General features: G+C 67.9%; 20 protein-coding genes. 11 read left to right on the top strand and 9 right to left on the bottom strand.

Features of this window, described 5'->3' with window-relative positions:
• Positions 1-35 precede the first annotated feature (35 nt).
• On the top strand, positions 36-419 hold the full coding sequence (locus tag AB1K56_RS11885) for a hypothetical protein (RefSeq protein ID WP_371205816.1): 384 nt from the start codon (positions 36-38) through the stop codon (positions 417-419).
• Between the two features lie 7 nt (positions 420-426).
• On the opposite strand, the gene AB1K56_RS11880 is transcribed toward AB1K56_RS11885, so the two are convergent.
• From AB1K56_RS11880 to AB1K56_RS11865, 4 genes are all read right to left on the bottom strand, one after another.
• Positions 427-1,086: a HEAT repeat domain-containing protein gene (locus AB1K56_RS11880; protein ID WP_371205815.1), complete on the bottom strand. Its 660-nt coding sequence runs from the start codon at positions 1,084-1,086 to the stop codon at positions 427-429.
• Positions 1,087-1,213: 127 nt separating this feature from the next.
• On the bottom strand, positions 1,214-2,371 hold the full coding sequence (locus AB1K56_RS11875) for a GTPase family protein (RefSeq protein WP_371205814.1): 1,158 nt from the start codon (positions 2,369-2,371) through the stop codon (positions 1,214-1,216).
• Between the two features lie 216 nt (positions 2,372-2,587).
• Positions 2,588-3,229 (bottom strand): pyridoxamine 5'-phosphate oxidase, encoded by a 642-nt coding sequence (gene pdxH / locus AB1K56_RS11870; protein ID WP_371205813.1) that lies wholly within the window; start codon positions 3,227-3,229, stop codon positions 2,588-2,590.
• 284 nt (positions 3,230-3,513) lie between these two features.
• Entirely contained in the window at positions 3,514-3,774 is a 261-nt protein-coding gene (locus tag AB1K56_RS11865) for a hypothetical protein (RefSeq protein WP_371205812.1), read from the bottom strand.
• Between the two features lie 363 nt (positions 3,775-4,137).
• On the opposite strand from AB1K56_RS11865, the gene AB1K56_RS11860 reads away from it, so the two are divergent.
• The 3 genes from AB1K56_RS11860 to AB1K56_RS11850 all read left to right on the top strand — a co-directional run bounded on the left by AB1K56_RS11860 (position 4,138) and on the right by AB1K56_RS11850 (position 6,405).
• Positions 4,138-4,785: an HAD family hydrolase gene (locus AB1K56_RS11860; RefSeq protein ID WP_371205811.1), complete on the top strand. Its 648-nt coding sequence runs from the start codon at positions 4,138-4,140 to the stop codon at positions 4,783-4,785.
• Positions 4,786-4,889: 104 nt separating this feature from the next.
• Positions 4,890-5,630, top strand: coding sequence for a phosphotransferase (locus AB1K56_RS11855; RefSeq protein WP_371205810.1), 741 nt, complete (start codon positions 4,890-4,892; stop codon positions 5,628-5,630).
• A 163-nt stretch (positions 5,631-5,793) separates the two neighbouring features.
• Positions 5,794-6,405, top strand: a complete 612-nt coding sequence (locus tag AB1K56_RS11850; RefSeq protein ID WP_371205809.1) for a hypothetical protein — start codon at positions 5,794-5,796, stop codon at positions 6,403-6,405.
• Positions 6,406-6,415: 10 nt separating this feature from the next.
• Here AB1K56_RS11850 and AB1K56_RS11845 read toward each other — a convergent pair whose 3' ends face one another.
• Positions 6,416-6,616 carry a hypothetical protein gene (locus AB1K56_RS11845; protein WP_371205808.1) on the bottom strand — a complete coding sequence of 67 codons (201 nt, stop codon included), beginning with the start codon at positions 6,614-6,616 and terminating at the stop codon, positions 6,416-6,418.
• A 178-nt stretch (positions 6,617-6,794) separates the two neighbouring features.
• Between AB1K56_RS11845 and AB1K56_RS11840 the strand changes: the two genes are divergently transcribed.
• The 3 genes from AB1K56_RS11840 (at position 6,795) to AB1K56_RS11830 (ending at position 9,632) form a co-directional block, all read left to right on the top strand.
• On the top strand, positions 6,795-7,871 hold the full coding sequence (locus AB1K56_RS11840; RefSeq protein ID WP_371205807.1) for an alkene reductase: 1,077 nt from the start codon (positions 6,795-6,797) through the stop codon (positions 7,869-7,871).
• Positions 7,872-8,082: 211 nt separating this feature from the next.
• Entirely contained in the window at positions 8,083-8,547 is a 465-nt protein-coding gene (locus tag AB1K56_RS11835) for a hypothetical protein (RefSeq protein WP_371205806.1), read from the top strand.
• Positions 8,548-8,849: 302 nt separating this feature from the next.
• Complete coding sequence (locus AB1K56_RS11830) at positions 8,850-9,632, top strand: hypothetical protein (RefSeq protein ID WP_371205805.1); 783 nt, start codon at positions 8,850-8,852, stop codon at positions 9,630-9,632.
• A 22-nt stretch (positions 9,633-9,654) separates the two neighbouring features.
• Here AB1K56_RS11830 and AB1K56_RS11825 read toward each other — a convergent pair whose 3' ends face one another.
• Entirely contained in the window at positions 9,655-11,154 is a 1,500-nt protein-coding gene (locus AB1K56_RS11825; protein ID WP_371205804.1) for an SPFH domain-containing protein, read from the bottom strand.
• A 183-nt stretch (positions 11,155-11,337) separates the two neighbouring features.
• On the opposite strand from AB1K56_RS11825, the gene AB1K56_RS11820 reads away from it, so the two are divergent.
• The 3 genes from AB1K56_RS11820 (at position 11,338) to AB1K56_RS11810 (ending at position 13,516) form a co-directional block, all read left to right on the top strand.
• Entirely contained in the window at positions 11,338-11,781 is a 444-nt protein-coding gene (locus AB1K56_RS11820; protein ID WP_371205803.1) for a helix-turn-helix domain-containing protein, read from the top strand.
• Positions 11,778-12,125 (top strand): DUF86 domain-containing protein, encoded by a 348-nt coding sequence (locus AB1K56_RS11815; RefSeq protein ID WP_371205802.1) that lies wholly within the window; start codon positions 11,778-11,780, stop codon positions 12,123-12,125. Before AB1K56_RS11820 ends, AB1K56_RS11815 begins: the two co-directional genes overlap by 4 nt.
• A 164-nt stretch (positions 12,126-12,289) precedes the next feature.
• On the top strand, positions 12,290-13,516 hold the full coding sequence (locus tag AB1K56_RS11810; RefSeq protein WP_371205801.1) for an exonuclease domain-containing protein: 1,227 nt from the start codon (positions 12,290-12,292) through the stop codon (positions 13,514-13,516).
• 12 nt (positions 13,517-13,528) lie between these two features.
• Here AB1K56_RS11810 and AB1K56_RS11805 read toward each other — a convergent pair whose 3' ends face one another.
• Positions 13,529-14,113, bottom strand: coding sequence for a dihydrofolate reductase family protein (locus AB1K56_RS11805; protein ID WP_371205800.1), 585 nt, complete (start codon positions 14,111-14,113; stop codon positions 13,529-13,531).
• A gap of 137 nt (positions 14,114-14,250) precedes the next feature.
• Here AB1K56_RS11805 and AB1K56_RS11800 point away from each other — a divergent pair, with 137 nt between their 5' ends.
• The gene (locus tag AB1K56_RS11800) at positions 14,251-15,036 is read left to right on the top strand and encodes a hypothetical protein (RefSeq protein ID WP_371205799.1); all 786 of its coding nucleotides are present in this window, start codon (positions 14,251-14,253) and stop codon (positions 15,034-15,036) included.
• Positions 15,037-15,232: 196 nt separating this feature from the next.
• Here AB1K56_RS11800 and AB1K56_RS11795 read toward each other — a convergent pair whose 3' ends face one another.
• Together AB1K56_RS11795 and AB1K56_RS11790 are read right to left on the bottom strand one after the other, a co-directional pair.
• Positions 15,233-15,796, bottom strand: a complete 564-nt coding sequence (locus tag AB1K56_RS11795; RefSeq protein ID WP_371205798.1) for a helix-turn-helix transcriptional regulator — start codon at positions 15,794-15,796, stop codon at positions 15,233-15,235.
• Positions 15,797-15,814: 18 nt separating this feature from the next.
• Positions 15,815-16,168 (bottom strand): hypothetical protein, encoded by a 354-nt coding sequence (locus tag AB1K56_RS11790; RefSeq protein ID WP_371205797.1) that lies wholly within the window; start codon positions 16,166-16,168, stop codon positions 15,815-15,817.
• Positions 16,169-16,524: the final 356 nt, after the last annotated feature.

The following is a 16,524-nucleotide window of genomic DNA, read 5'->3' as shown; positions in this document are numbered from 1 at the left end:
CGGTTCCGCCCGCCGGGTGGGAACGGGAGATGCCGATGAGCACGGGACATCTGCGCGAGCTGCCGCCCGAGACGCGGGCGCGGCGCGCACGGATCTTCGCGTACGTCGTGGCCGCCCTGTTCGTCGTGGGCGCGGCGGGGTTCGTCGCGATCAGCGGCGGATCCCCGCTCTTCGTGGTCGCCGCCGCGACGATGATCGTGCTCGCGGCGTTGATGGTCGTCGCCGTGCACCGCGCCTCGCCCGCGACGCGCGCGACCGCTCTCGCCGTCGCCGCGCTCGGCGTGGTCGTGGCGTTCGCGACGTCGTCGACCGACTCCGGTTCGTCGCTGATGTCGATGATCGGGGTCGCGCCGGTGCTGCTGATCGGAGCTTTCCTCGTGCACCTGCTGTCGCGGGCCGTCGAGGTGCACGGGGGCTGATGCGCGGTCAGTCCTCGTCGGGCAATGCCCGCTGCGCCACCACGCGCCGCGCTTCGACGACGGCCTCGGCGAACTCGGTGTCGGGGTCGTCCATGACGATCGCCGTCGCCCGCGCGTGCGCGCTCACGACGTCATAGGGCGAGGCCGCCGCCCGCTCGACGGCGGGTTCGGCGCGGTGTCCGATCGCCGCGAACGCGCGGCTCAGGCTGCGCTGGGTGTCGTGGTCGCCGCGTCCGAACTGGGTGGCGAGCTCGTCGGCGAGCGCTTCGTGCGCGTCGTCGGGAACGAGCCCGGATGCCGTGCGCCAGGCCGCCCGCGCCACCTCGGGGTGCCGGTCGCGCAGCACCGCCGGCGTGATCACGGCGAAGGCGGCCGGGTCGCCGATCTTTGACAGGGTGTGCAGCGCCTGACTCCGCGCCTGGGGCACCTCGGATGCCACCTCCGGCAGCAGTTCCGCGACCGCCCGCGTCGCGTCGTGCCGCGTGAGCGCCCACGTGAGCATGTCGCGCACGAAGAAGTCGGGCTCCACCGCGCACCGGGCGACGAGCTCGGCGATGTAGCTGTCGTCGGGCCGCGTGCCCGCGGCGAGCGCGGCCTGCAATCGTGCGGAGGCGTCGGAGTGCGCGAGGGCGGCGCGGAGGCGGTCGGCGGGGGTGGTGTCGGTCATGGTGGTTCCAGCGTTTCACGCGGGGCGGCGGCGAGGGCCGACCCGGCGGATGCCGAGATCCGTCGGGAGTCGCGCAAGCGGCATCCGTCCGCCGCTCGCCCGGCGTGCCGCTGCTGGGCGCGAGGCGCTACTTCCGCCCCACCCGCCGCTCGACCATCTTGCGCGCGACGTCCATGAAGCTCGGCGCGTACTTCGCCCACTCCTGGTCGAGCTTGCGCACGTCGATCTTGCCGGTGTGCAGCAGCTCGCAGATCTTGAGCCAGCTCTCGCCCGTCGCCGCCGTCAGCGCGGCGGCCACCGCGGCGTTCACGACGACTCCCGCGCCCGGGATGAGCTTCAAGAAGCTCGTGGCGAGCGCGCGTCCGGCCACCTGCACCCCGAATTGCGCGAGCGCTCCGGCCGAGAGCATCGTCTTGACCTCGAGGTCGTAGATCGCGGCGATGCGTCCCATCATCGTCAGCTGGATCGGCGCCAGCGTGACAGCATCCGAGACAGGAAGCGGAACGGATGCCGCGCCCGCGGCCGCTGCGGACGCCGCGGCGATGATCGGCCGCGCCATCTCCCTCTTCCACGGGAGGTTGAGTCGCTGTGCGATGCGAAAGGCGTCCTTGTCGCGCTCGGGGGCGAGTTCGAGGGTCTGCGCGACAAGGTCACCGAGGCCGTGCCCCTTGCCCTTCCCGTGCCGGTCGCGCGTGGACGTGAGGATGACCTGTCGGTACGGGATGCGGATGCGCTCGCCCGTGCTCGGGTCGACGGGGTCGTTCAGCCAGTCGACGAAGGCCTGCAGGTCTTTCGCGACGCCCTGATGCCCGGTGATCGGGTTCTTGATCCAGTCGACCTTGGTCAGCACGAGGATCACCGGCAGCCCCCGGGCGTCGAGCTCGCGGATCATGGCGATGTCGGCCGGGGTGAGCCGGTCGTCGGCGGCCCGCACGCAGTACCAGACGACGGAGATCTGGTGGTCGCCGGGGTGGGCGGCGATCGCGTCGAGGTGGGAACGCAGCTGCTGATCCGGCGGAACGGGCGAGCCGATCTCGAACCCCTCGACGTCCCAGATGCCGAGCGAGTCGTCGCTGTAGAAGTGCACGCCCCGCGTGACCGGCAGCCCCCGCCCGACCTTGGCCCAGTCGCGCCCGAACACCGCGTTCACGAGCGAGGACTTGCCCACGCCCGATGCCCCGACGATCGCGAGGTTGAACCGGCCGTAGCGCGACTTCGCCTCCGACGACGCCTCGACGAAGGCCTTCTCGTCGAGCTGACGCGCGTCCACGTTCTTCTTCGCCATGGTTCCGTGCCCCTCGCTCGCAGTGTCTCGGCCAGTGTCGCATCCTCCGCGGGAGTGGCACGGAGGCTGGACAGCGGCGGCTCACGCCCGCCGACATCACACGATCGGCGCGAACGCACCCCTTACGACGCCGGCAGAGCGCGCGATCTCGCGCCGATCGTGTGATCTCGCGACAGCACCGCGCGGCAACCGCCGAGCGTCACCGCGGCAACCGTCTCACGGCTGCCGCCGCATCCCCGCCCAACCGTCGCCGTCCCGCACGAACACGATCCGGTCGTGCAACCGCGACGGGCGCCCCTGCCAGAACTCGATCTCGCGCGGCTCCACCCGGTAGCCGCCCCAGTGCGGCGGCCGCGGCACGGGCTGGTCGTCGGCGAAGCGGGCGGCCACCTCCGCCATCTGCTCCTCGAGGGCGGCTCGGGATGCCACGGGCTCCGACTGGTGGCTCGCCCAGGCCGACAGTTGCGATCCGCGCGGCCGCGACGCGAAGTACGCGTCGTCCCGCTCAGCGGGGAGGGGCATCGCCGTGCCGAGCACGATCACCTGTCGCTGCAGCGCGTACCAGGGGAAGAGGATCGACACCGCCGGATTCCCCGCCAGCGCCTGCCCCTTCCGCGAGTCCCGGTTGGTGAAGAACCACAGCGCACCGTCGTCGTCGACCCCGCGCAGTAGCACCGTCCGCGAGGTGGGCCGGGCTTCGGCATCCACCGTCGACACGACCATCGCGTTCGGTTCGGGAAGGTCCGCGGCATCCGTCAGCCACCGCTGGAAGAGCGCGAGGGGGGATGCCGCGAGGGCCGCGTCATCGAGCTCGTCGAGCGTGTAGTCGAGGCGGTGGGCGAGGGGGTTCTCGGTCATCGCGGATCCTCCGGTGGGTGGGTGGGGCACCAGCGTATGGCGATCCGCGCCCCGTGAGGCGGGTGATCTAGCGGTCGATGAACCGTCGGCTGAAAGAGGGCGTCGCTCGAGGCGACGCGCCTGCACCTCATCGAGACTCCGGATGCCGACGAGCTCGTCGGCCACGCCAACCTCGTCATCGTGGGATCCGACGGAGGCCTGGACGCCGGCAGCGACCCGCGCTCCGACGGCGCGGCGAGCGTGCGGGTGTACGGGGGCTGAGGCGGGCGCACCCGGGTTTCGCGTCAGTCCTCGGTCGAGGGATCGAGCTGCCGACCGCGCGGAATCGACAATCCGACCGCCAGTCCGCCGACGACCAGTCCGATCGCGAGCAGGCCGATCAACGCGGGCAGCACGATGTTCGGCGCTGCAGCTTGTTCCGCGATGGTCAGGGACGGGCCGACCTCGTCGATCCAGATTCCCCACTGCGTGCCGTGGATGAAGAGCAGAACGATGATGGCCAGCCCGGTTGCCGCGGTGATGAGTCCCCAGATGATCCCTCGCATCCGAGCAGTCTCGCAGGACGAGGCGGAGGGAGCGGTGGCGGCTACCGATGACCGGGGTCGTTATCGTCGGACGCCTCTCGCCGTAGCCGACGGATGCCCACGGCGATGAGCGCGCCGCCGATCGCGATCGACGCCACGCGAACCCACCACGGAGAACTCGGAACATCAGTGTCGGGAGCACGACGATGAAGGTCGCGCCGATGAAGTACCAGACCGTTCCTGACGCGGGTGTGTTCTCACGTGTCGTCATAGCTCGACGCTAGCGACGCGAACCGGCGTCGCACCTCCCCCGTGCGACGTAGATTGGTGCAAAACCCATGGGTTCCGCCCCGCCTGGACGCCAGGTTCTGGGAGGGTTGACGAATGCCTATCGGATTGCCCGGCGACGTGCGTGGGGTCGTCTTCGACGTGGGCGAAACGCTCGTTGACGAGACACGCATGTGGTCGGATTACGCCGCGGATATCGGCGTGACACCGTTCACCCTGATGGCTGTCCTCGGCTCGCTGATCGAGCGAGGCGACGACCACCGTCGACTGTGGTCTGAGCTCGACGCCGAGCCCCCTGCGAAGCCGCAGCGGATCAGCCAGGCTGATCTCTACCCCGACGCGCTGGACTGTCTACGCGCTGCAAAGCGTCTTGGTCTCATCGTGGGGATCGCCGGCAACCAACCGTCCGGGGTCGGTGCCCAGCTCCGCGAGGCGGGGTGCGCGCCTGACTTCTTCGCATCGTCCGCGGAGTGGGGCGTCGAGAAGCCCTCACCCGAGTTCTTCCTGCGCGTCACAGAAGAAGCGAGCATCCCGGCTCGATCGATCCTTTATGTGGGTGACCGTCTAGACAACGATGTGATCCCGGCTCGTCAGGCGGGAATGCGCACCGCTTTCCTTCGACGCGGCCCATGGGGAATCATTCACAGCCGTCGACCCGAAGCCCGTCTCGCCGACCTGTCGATTGCGTCGCTCGCGGAGCTGACGGAGATCATGACGACGACGCCACCCGTCCGACGGGAGTGACTGCGCCTTCATTCAGTGGTGCGAAACCCATCGATTCTCCGCAGCACTTGAGGGGAAGATCGTGGGATGAACCGTGGCGCCGAGACTGCATCGGAGAGTGACGCATGAACATCCCCTCCCCGGAGGAGCCGGTGCCAGTGCCCGACCGTGTCCGCGCGCTGGTGGGCGACGCGGAACTCACACCCGTCTGGCGCAACGCGATCGGGGGGATGGCTTTCCGCGCGACTCGAGGCGCCGATATCCGGTACGTCAAATGGGGCCCACTCCACGCCGAGACATCGATGCGAGCCGAATCGGAGCGCCTGCGATGGGCCGCACCCTTCACGCCCGTGCCGCACGTGCTGGAGGAAGGCCGGGATGACCGTCATGAATGGCTGGTCACGGTCGGCATCGAGGCAAGGTCAGCGGTCGATTCACGATGGGTGGCCGAGCCCGAGCGCGCGGTGCAGGCGCTCGGACGCGGACTCCGCGCGCTGCACGAGGCGCTGCCACTCGAAAGGTGTCCCTTCTCGTGGAGCGTGTCCGACCGTATCGAGAACGCCGGCGTCCGCGGCATCTCAGTCTCGAACTCCTTGCGCCTTGCGCCGCCTATTGATCGCCTCGTGGTGTGCCACGGCGATGCATGCGCCCCCAACACACTGATCGGCGACGATGGTGAGTGGGCTGCGCACGTCGATCTCGGCGCGCTCGGCGTCGCCGACCGCTGGGCCGACATCGCTGTTGCGGCGATGTCGACGGAGTGGAACTACGGCCCCGGTTGGCACGATGCTCTGCTTGACGCCTACGGCGTAGCCCCGGACGCGACACGCCTCTCCTTCTACCGTGAGCTGTGGAACGCGACCTGAGGTCGGCACACGGGCCGACGTTGTCGCGAATCAGTACCACGCAACGAAACCCATCCGCCTGCCGCCCCATCCGCCTGCCGCCCCATCCGCCCCGCGCGGCCGATTCGCGCACACCTCCCGTCTCGGCTCGCCCCGCACAGAGCGGCCGTGTCAGCCTGAACGGATGGGACGCGCCGCCACGATCACCTTCGCCGCCTCCGCCCTCGTCGTCGCGGGGCTGGTCGCCCTCGTGATTCCGGCGTTCACGGGGACGGATGCCGAGGAGCCCGAAGCTCCGGCGATCGCGGCCGTGGGACCCGCGGCGGATGCGCCCTCGGTGCGCACGACCGTGCCCGAGATCCCCGAACTGCCCGAGTGGGCGAAGGCATCGGGTCCGTGGATCATCTACCCCGACGGCTTCGAGTGCCAGGGCACCGAGGGGTGCCCGAACAACTTCCGGTCGCTCATCGGCGAGCCCGGCGACGTGCTCCCGATGAACGTCTACTACTACGATCCGGCGCAGCACGATTACGACCCCGCGCACCCCAATCGGTTCGGGATCATGCCCGCGCCCCTTCCGGGCGCCGACCGCGGTCGCGCTCCCGGAGCCGACGGGTGGCCGGTCGTGTCGGGAGTCGATCGCCGGGTGGCGTCCTACGTGGTCGCCCGGGATGACTCCCTGGATGCCATCGGCGAGCGCTTCTCGATCGACCCCGCCGAGCTGACCCGCGACGGCGAACCCGTCGTTCCCGGGGAGACCTGGCTCGAACCCGGCGACGTGCTCGTCTTCCCCTGAGCCGTCGGGGTCAGAGCCCGGCGATCTCCGCTGACCGCACGACGAAGTGCACCAGGGTCGCTACGAGGACGACCACAAGCACGACCGTGGTCCAAAACAAGACAATGCGCAGCCGGCGGATCTGCGCCGACTCTCCGGGCCGGTTCCACGGCGCGCGCGCCATCACCGTTCGGCTCCGACCCGTGCGATCGCGATAGACATCGGCATCCATTCCCCCTGGGCTGCTACATGGACGAAAGGCCACGCTAGCCAGCCCCGCGTGTGAATGCCAGCACCTGACGGCAGCCCGCGTCAACCCGCCGCTGCACACATGTGCATCCCGTGGAATAGGTCGTCGCCGCGCTCCGTTACGTTCGCGTGGCCCTTTGACCCCCACGAAAGGACTTCTCGTGAGCCTGTTCAGCCCCACCACCGTCGGCAGCATCGGTGTGCGCAACCGCGTGTCGCTCGCCCCCATGACCCGCCTGCGCGCGAGCGCCGACGGCGTTCCCGGCCCGATCGTCGCGAAGTACTACGAGCAGCGCGCCGGTATCGGTCTCCTCGTCACCGAGGGCGTGTTCCCGAGCGCCGAGTCGAAGGCGTACCCCGGCCAGCCCGGAATCGTGACCGACGAGCAGGCCGCCGGCTGGGCGAAGGTCGCGGATGCCGTTCACGCCGAAGGCGGAGTGGTGTTCATGCAGCTAATGAACGGCGGACGCGTCACCCACACCGACATCACCGGCACCGACCGCATCGTCGCCCCCTCGGCGATCGCGATCGAGGGGGACACCCGCCTCGCCGACGGTTCGAAGGTGGCTTACCCGGTGCCCCACGCCCTCGAGACCGAGGAGCTCGCCACCGTCCGCGACGAGTTCGTGAAGGCCGCCCGTCGGGCCGTGGATGCCGGCATCGACGGTGTCGAGCTGCACTCGGCGAACGGATACCTGCTGCACGAGTTCCTCTCCCCCGCCTCCAACCAGCGCACCGACGGCTACGGCGGATCGCCCGAGGCCCGCGCCCGCTTCGTCATCGAGGTCGCCCAGGCCGTCGTCGCCGAGGTCGGCGCTGACCGCGTCGGCATCCGCATCTCCCCCGCCCACAACATCCAGGACGTCTGGGAGAAGGACGACGCCGAAACCCGCGCCACCTACGAGGCCCTCATCGCCGGCCTCGCCCCGCTGGGACTTGCGTACCTGAGCGTGCTGCACGCCGACCCCGCGAGCGACCTCATCCAGGACCTGCGCCGCGCCTTCGGCGGAACCTTCATCGTCAACTCCGGCTTCTCGAAGATGACCACGCGCGAAGAGGCCGTCATGGCCGTCGACGAAGGCATCGCCGATCTGGTCGCGGTCGGCCGCCCCGCCATCGCCAACCCCGACCTCGTCACCCGCTGGGAGCAGAACGCCGACGAGAACGAGGTCGACCAGGCCTCGGTCTACGGCCCCGACGAGCGTGGGTACACGGATTACCCGTTCCTGCAGGGCTGAGTTCCGGATGCCAGGGCCTCGCGCGAGTTTTCGCGCGGGGCCTTTCCTCGCTGTACCCGCATCAGCAAACCGGATAGCGACACCAGCACGAGATCGCTCTGCGTCGTTCGCTATCGTCGGGATTGTCCGCAGAGAGGATGGCTAGATCATGCGCTTTACATCTGATCTCACGGCTCAGGGCGAGGCTTGGGCAGCAGCCGGGGACGTTGTGATGGCATTTTTGGCCGCCGCCCTCGGTGCAGGTGCCGCACTCTTTACCGGCTGGCTCACCAGTCGGCGTGAAGCGACCGCGAAAGAGCAGGCAGCGGTGAACAACCTGCTGCTCGACCTGGCGGCGAAGCGGGCGTTTGCGCTCGACCCGAACGCCGACTGGGCGCCCGGCGCTGGCCCACGAATACTGGAGTCCGTCAATCACACGAGGACTCTGATTCGGGCTGCTCGCGCAGAGCTCTCCTCCACTTCAGAGTTCCTCGCACCTCTCCGGATGATGATGCTCGCTTGCAACACCTTCGTAGAGCAGGCCGAGTACCAGGGCAATGAGCCGACTCCCGCGGACCTCGACCGGCTGGTCCGGGAGTTGCGCGCTGAGGCGCAAGTGCTTCACCACAAGCGCCCGAAGAAGATTGTTCCGGACGCACCTGGATCCATGGCCGTGAGTCGTCGCATCAGCAGATAGTTCGGTTGAACCGGCGTCCTCGAGGTGAACTTCCGCGACCGATGCCCAGAGCATGCGCGCGTCGACCTGAACGGTTCGGACTCTAGAAGAGCAGGGTGAAACACCCCGGTCAAAGGGGCCATTGAGATACACGTGAGGTCAACTTCCGCCACCACTGGGCACGTGCAAGAGTCGACAACATGGCACGACTCGACCGACAGATAACCCTCGCTCATGCACTCCAATCGCTAGGCCTTCAACCTGGTGAAGCACGAGCGGTTCCCCGTCTGCCGGGGCTTCCTGAACCTGCAGCGTCGTGGATCATGGCTGCTTACAGGCAACTTGGTGGGGTGCTCAGTTCGCCCATCCTTCGCCCCTCCGGGTGGGACATTCAAACGGCGAGCGGGCTCATCGTCGAGCTCGACGAAGAGCAGCACTTCAATCGACATCGAGCCGAGACACTCCGTGCGGAATGGGCCGTCGACCTGCCATGGCAGGTGGATTACCTCCGGTACTGCGCCGACTTCGAGCGCGTTGCCCTCAAGAGCCATTCGGGGGCGGGCTTCTGGACCAGCGCGGGGTCGGCCAGGCAATTCGGGCCCGCCGGGTCACGGCGCGATCTCGAGGGGGCAGGATCACCGCGCTGGAAGCAGCGAGCCATCTACGACGCTATGCGCGATTCTCTCGCGGCGTCGGGAAAGGTGTCGCTCGCGCGACTGTCGGTCCATGATCGGCTCGGATCTATCCGCCTTGGCGACGCGCTTCGCGGCTTGGCTCCCCTCGATTTGCAGGAGCTTCGCGAGCTCCTCCTAGCGCGTACAACCAACTCCGTTTACACGCCGGCGAGTTCAGCCTCGATCCCGCCGCGTGCTGGGTCCGTCGGCAACACCGACTCAGCGCCACCTGAACCGGCGAGCACCGCATCGGCCACATTTCGGCCAACGGAACTGGCGAAGCGATTGGGCTACCACGACGAATCACGACCCGGGCGAGTTGTGCGGGCTTACCTGCGAGAGCGCTACCCGGATCACCCCAAGAAGGCACGCTGGCTTCTCAATGAGGAGCAAGCGCAGGATGTCCTGGAGAATGTGCCGCCTCACAGATGACAGGGCGGTAGCCGGTTCGCGGTCAGTCGGTCTCCGGCGGTGCGGCCTCAGTCCGAGATGACTGCGACGACGCCACACCCCGCCCGAACGCCTGCCCCTGCAGAATGGCGCCGAGGTCGACGCCCGTCGCCGACTTCACACTGTCGAACGTCGCCGCCAGACCCGCCGCCTGCTCGCGCGCGATGTGCGTGCCGGCGGAGTCGCCGCCCACGAGGGTGACGTTGCCGACGTTCTGGTACCCCTTCGCAAACTCGGCCATCAGCGCGGGCAACTGCCCGATGAGCTCGCGACCGAGGATGGCCTCCTGGTTCTCGCGCAGTGCTTCGGCCTCGGCCTGGATCGCCGCGGCACTCGCCTCACCCTTGGCGCGGATGGCCTCCGCTTCGGCGAGGGCCTGAGCGCGAAGGGCCTCCGCCTCGGCGCTCGACTTCGCGCGCAGCGCCTCCGCTTCGGCCTCGGCGCGTGCCCGTACGGCGGCAGCTTCGGCAGCGGCGGAGGCCTGTCGAGCCTCGGCCTGTCGCTGCACCGCGTAGGCCTCGGCATCCGATTCCTGCTGCGCAACCTGACGATCGGTCTCGGCCTTTTTCTGGCGCGCGTACGACTCGGCGTCGGCTTCGGTCTGCTTGCGGTACTTCTCGGCATCCGCGACGCGCTTCACATCGGCGTCGAGCTCGGCCTGACGGTTCTCAGCGCGCTGCACGAGAACGGCCTGTTCGCGCTCGGCGCGGGCGAGGTTCTCGGCCTGCTCCGCCTCGGCGTTGGCGCGCCCGACCTCGGACTTCGATGCCGCGGTGTTCTTGTCGAACGCGGTCTGCTCGATGAGGTTCGCTTCCTCGGTGGCGAGCTGGCGCGCCTTGACCTCGCGGGCCGCCTCGATGCGCGCGACCTCGGCCTCGCGCTTGACGCGCTCGACCTCCTGCGCGCCGAGAGCCTCGATGTAGCCGTTGCGGTCGGTGACGCCCTGGATGGCGAACGAGTCGAGCACGAGGCCCTGCGCGAGCAGGTCGCCCTTGATGCCCTCGGCGATCTCGTCACCCAGCTTCTGGCGGTCTTGCATGACCTCTTCGACGTTCAGCTTCGCGACGACTCCGCGCAGCGCACCTTCGAGCTGCTCGGTGGTGAAGACGTCGATCGCCTGATCCTGCGAGGCGAAGCGCTCCGCGGCGGCGCGCACCTGGTCGGGTAGCGACCCGATCTTGACCAGCGCGACGCCCGCCAGGTGGATGGTCACGCCGTTCTTCGTCTGCGCGACGGGCTCCATCTTGATCTGGCGCGACCGCAGCGAGATGCGGTCCGAGCGCTGCGTCAGCTTGTTGACGAAAGCACCGCCGCCGGTGATGACGGTCATGTTCGACGTCAGCCCGTCGGAACCGCGCTGCTTCTTACCGACGATGACGATCGCCTCGTCGGCCTGCGGCACCTGGTACCAGGCCCGGAAGATGAAGAAACCGATCAGCAGGATCAGCAGCACCGCCCCGACGGCGACGACGACACCGATGATCCAGAAAATGTCACTGTTCACAACAAACGCCCCCCGGCCCCGAAATTGCGGATTGTGGGATCACGCTATCGGGTGCCGGTATCGCTGCACGGTAGCCCCGTTCTTGCAGGGCTGACTTTCCAGATGCCAACTGGGGCGACGTCGCGATTGCGGCGCCGCCCGGCGGTATATCGCCCTCGATAACCCCTCCGCTATCCTGACCGCATGAACATCCGGGCGGGACGCAGGGCGGCGGGCATGAGCCAAGCGGAACTTGCTCGCGCCGCGCAGGTTCCTCAGCCCAACATCTCGGCGTACGAGAACGGCCGCCGCCAGCCCTCCCCCGAGGTGCTCGACCGCATCCGGCGTGCACTCGTGGGCACGCTGAACGATCGGCTGTTCCGACACCGCGACGAGATCCATCGCCTCGTCACCGAGCATCACGCCAGCGATCCCCGTGTCTTCGGATCGGTCACTCGCGGAGATGCGACGGACGACTCCGACATCGACCTCCTCGTCGACTTCAGCCCCGACGCGGGACTTCTCGACGAAGTGGGCCTGCGCCTCGCGCTGACTGACCTTTTGCAGGTCTCCGTCGATGTCGTGGCATCCGACACCCTGCGCGGCGAACTACGCGACCGCATCCTTCGCGAAGCGGTGCCCGTGTGAGCGCTGAGACCCGGAAGGCGCAGGATGCCGCGACCCGCATCATCGCGGTCTGCGACGTGATCGCCGGGATCGTGGCAGAGGGAGAGGAGTCGTTCGTCGCGAACGTGCAGGCGCAGTGGGCTGCGGAGATGGGCCTGATCCGCATCGGCGAGGGTGTCGCGAAGATCCCCGAGCCGGTGCGCCGGCGTTTCGCGGAGCAGCCGTGGCGTCAGATCATCGCCATGCGCAACTTCGCCGCCCACCAGTACGACGATCTCGATCCGCACCGCGTCTGGCGGACGCTGACGCGGGATGTGCCGCGGCTGCGGGAGTATCTGGCGGAGGTCGTGCTGCCGGGGTTGTGACCGGGGCGGATGAGGTTTGGGCATGCCCGTGAGCACCCTCACGCAAGGGCCTGTAGAGGCGCGCGATGGCCGGGGGACGCAGTTCACCCCTCGGCGCGGGACCGCTCTCGCCGAGACGATCGCGTAGGTTGACGAGAACTCATTGCTGCTACCCGGGGGGCATTTTGGCGATCGACTTCGTTGCACTGGATTTCGAGACGGCGAATAGGTCGCCGTCTTCGGCATGCGCTGTTGGTGCGGTGCGTGTGCGAGACGGTGTCGTCGTCGACGACTTTCACACGCTTATCCGCCCGCCGGAGGAACACGGTGAGTTCGAGTCCGTGAATGTGCGCATTCACGGCGTCAGAGCTCGGGACGTTGACGACGCGCCTCTGTGGCCACAGGTCTATTCCGAGCTGCGAGCCTTCATCGGAGATGACATCGTCGTCGGACACAACGCGGCGTTCGACACTTCGGTCCTGCTCAACAGCTGCGGCGCTTACGACATCGATCTGCCGTCACTGAGCGTGGTCTGCACTCTTCAGCTGTCTCGGGCCGCGCTCCATCTGCCCTCGTACTCGCTCCCGTGGGTTGCCGAGCATCTGGGGCTCCCGAGTTTCGACCACCACAATCCGCTCGCCGATGCTCGGGCGTCCGCGCTCGTCTTGATTGCCCTCGCCGCGCGAGCCACCGCGTCATCGCTGGACGAGCTGACGAAGCGGCTCGCTGTCGCGCCCACCGGCACCTGGACCGAGCGCGACGACGCGCTCTTCCGCGGCCTGACGGCGGAGCCCGACGCAATCGTCGGAACGGGATTCGCGGGCGAGGTCGTGTGCTTCACCGGGGCGTTGAAGCAAATGGTGCGCAACAGGGCTCGCGACCTGGTCGTCGAGCAGGGCGGCACGTGGCAGGACGGGGTCACACGCAGTACGACGATCCTCGTCACGGGAGACTTCGATGACCGAACATTTCGCCCCGGCGCCGCCTTCACCTCAAAGCTCGCCAAAGCCTTCCTGCAGGTGGAGAGAGGGCAGGCGCTCGAGATCATCACCGAAGATGCTTTCGTCACGCGGATGTCGATCGGCGAGGAAGAACTGCGTGCGAAGATCTCGGCCGGCGGAGGTCGGTCGAAGGTGCCCGAGTGGGTCATCACGCAGGCCACCTCGGGTGAGAGCAGCGATGACTTCTGGGCGTGGTTTCGGGCGGTACTCGCCCACCCCATGGGCCCGGCGAAGGGCGACGAGCCCTGCGTGTGGTGCGGCACGTCGGTGTCGGCGAAGGCGCACTGGGTTCATCGCGAGCGTCACGTTTGCGGCGTTCATTGCAATGAACGCCTGAAACGCGGAGCCCGTAGGGCGTGGGAGCGAGAGGGCATTGCCGTCCCTGTCGCTCCGCCCGTCGAGTGGAGCTGACCGCGAAACCGCTCAGCCCCCGGTATTGCGGGGCGCCGCTGCGTCCACCGGCCGATATCGCTGCATGATCGTGCCGGATCGAAACTCCCGCCGTTCCACGAGCTCGAGAGTGTCGTCGACTCCCTCAAGCAGTCGCGGCCCCCGCCCGGCGATCACCGGATGCACGACGAACGTGTACTCGTCGATGAGCCCCGCCGCGGCGAGCGCCACCGGCAACCGCACACCGCCGAGCGAGATCCCCCTCCCCGCCTGCTCCTTGAGCCGTCGGACCGCGTTGACCACGTCGCCGCTGATCAGCTCAGCGTTCCAATCGACGGCGTCGAGGGTTCCGGATGTCACCACCTTGCGCATCGGATCCATCACCTCCGCGAATGCGACCTCGCTGTCGTCCATCCAATCCGGCCACTCCCCCGACTCCGGCCGGCGCCACGCGCCCTCCATCAGCTCATACGTCACGCGCCCATAGAGGAGCGTGTCGGAGCGGCGGAGCTCGTCGGTCCAGAACGCCACCGACTCGTCATCGGGTGGGAGGCCCTCCTCGTGCGAGCAGCAGCCGTCGAGGGTGACGTTGATGGCGTAGCGGAGGGGCTGGGTCATGCCGCTAGCTTCCTCGCCGGGACTTCGGTTTAGAAGTGGCCGCCGCTGCGGAGCGCGACCAGCCGCCACATGACGCCTTCAGATGTCACTATGAAGCAGTGATCACATCGAGGTGGAGCCCCGTCCACGGAGTCCTCATGACGAGCGAGCCAATAGAGGCCTATGGGGGAATGAGGTTCCCGGCGTCCGTGCTGCGCAGCTTCGCGGATCAGGCCAATGGGGAAGCGTTCCCATGGCATGCGGACCACGACCTGACTAAGCCGGTGCGAATACGTGACTTCGTCATCTTTACTCACGACAGGTCGGACGGTGTCACGGAGCTGAGATTCCGCGCAGAAATGCACCCAGACGACGTACACCTCATGGGAACGCGCCCAGGAATGTCAGCAACAGTGATGTCCCCCTTGCCGCGTGACGAGAACTTGCCCGAGAGACCAGACGCTCCTTTTCGACTGTCCGCCGACCATGCTTGGTTCGACGACGAGGCGCTGATCGCTGCGGAAGAGAAAATCATCAGCCTCGGGGTCCCCGGGTCTCATCTATTGGTTCAGCGTGCCTACCAATTTGCATGGGCTCCTGATCCGCAGATTTTCATGGAGATCTCCGGCAATGTTCTGCTCTCGGTAGGAGCCAGCGCTCTCTGGGACGCGATCAAGCTGCTATTCAGGCGTCGACGAACACCGCCGGGCGGTGTCGCCACTAAGGCGACGACCATCAACTTCGACATCACGGACGGCCAGCGATCCCTCCGCGCCGTCGTCAAGACGAACGATCCCGAGGTTGCAAGGAGAGCCATCGAATCTTTGGACAGCGTCGCCTCTGAGTTCGCCAAAGCTGTCCCGCCCGTCGAGGAGGCGGCTGGATCTCCCGCCGAAACTTTGACCTGGGATGACCCGAGTCGCAGGTGGACTCCCCCAGGTTGAGCGCGTTGCCCATCCGTTGCGAGCCGCGCCTGTGAAATCGCCCCTGCGCTGCTATTGCTCTGCGAAGACAGCACCGATCCGAGCGGCACGTTGAACACTCACTGCATCGACCCGGCGTCTCGCGATGGCCAGGCATCGGTGCACACAACCGTCGAGGGTGACGTTGATGGCGTAGCGCAGGGGCTGGGGCATGCCGCTAGCTTCCTCGCCGGGCCTCCTCCGCGGAAGAGCCTGCTGCCGCGAACCGCTCCGCCTGCACCGCGAACGCCTCCGCCAGCTCGGACGGCCCGACGACCTCCATCGCCACTTCGAACCGACCGAAGGATGCCGCCAGCGCACCCCACGACCACGATCCGGCTTTGAGTGTGCAGCGGCTGTCATCGACCACCGTGACCGTTCCATCGCCCGCGAAGGGCCGGACACGATGCGCGGGCGCGTGCAGGACGACCGTTCCACGGCACGGCCACTCGTTGGCATCCGATCCCTTGAACCGCCCCGAGACGGAGGCGTCGACGTCACCGCCGGGCACGACTCGCGGTACGAAAGGGGCGCCGTGCGGCACGCGCGGACGGACCCGCTCCGCGGCGAAGAGTCGCCAATCGTCGCGGTCGAGATCCCACCCGAGCAGGTACCACCGGCCGTGCGAGGTGACGAGGTGGTGCGGCTCGACGCGTCTCGGCTGGGGGTCGCCCTCGCCCCTCGGCGGATAACTCGTTCCTGCAGGACTGAGATTTCGGATGCCAGGGCCTCGCGCGACCATTTTGCGCGGGGCCCTTTCTCATGCGGCGGGCCGGTAGCGCTGCATCATCTCGCTCGAGCGGATCCGCGCCGCTCGGTGAGCTCGAGCTTCAGGTCGACCCCATCGAGCAACCGCGGTGCCAGCCCCGTAATCACCGGGGTGCACAACGAATGTGAGCTCGTCGGTGAACCCCTGCGCCGCGCGCGTCGCGGAAAGCTTCACTCCTCCGCGGGCGATGCCTCGCCCCGGCTGCTCGTTCAGCCATTGGACGGCGTCCATGACATCGCCCCGGATGAGCTCGGCGTTCCATTCGACGGCGTCGAAAGTCCCGGATGCCACGACCCTCCGCACCGGATTCATCACCTCCGGGAACGCGACCGCACTGTCGTCCATCCAGTCCGGCCACTCCCCCGACTCCGGGCGGCGCCCACGCGCCCTCCATCAGCTCATCCGTGACGCGCCGGTAGAGCAGCGTGTCGGAGCGGCGCAGCTCGTCGGTCAAGAACCCCATGGACTCGGCATCCGTTAGCAGGCCCACCTCGTGGTGCACGCAGCCATCGAGGGTGAGGTTGATGGCGTAGCGGGGCTGAGTCATGGCGTCAGCATTCTCGCGCGGACTTCTCCACTGAGAGGTCTTGTCCCGCTGAGGCAAAGCGACTCGCGCACCGCAACGCAGCCCCAGACCAGGCGGCGCGGGTGGATCGGCAACCCACGTGCGGCCCGCGTAACTTCACGTGCTCCGCTCGCAC

The sequence above is a fragment of the Microbacterium sp. BWR-S6Y genome (assembly GCF_041379845.1).
Classification (GTDB): domain Bacteria; phylum Actinomycetota; class Actinomycetes; order Actinomycetales; family Microbacteriaceae; genus Microbacterium; species Microbacterium hydrothermale.
The sequence above is the reverse complement of the archived record's forward strand: the minus strand, read 5'-3'. Positions and strand labels throughout refer to the sequence as shown.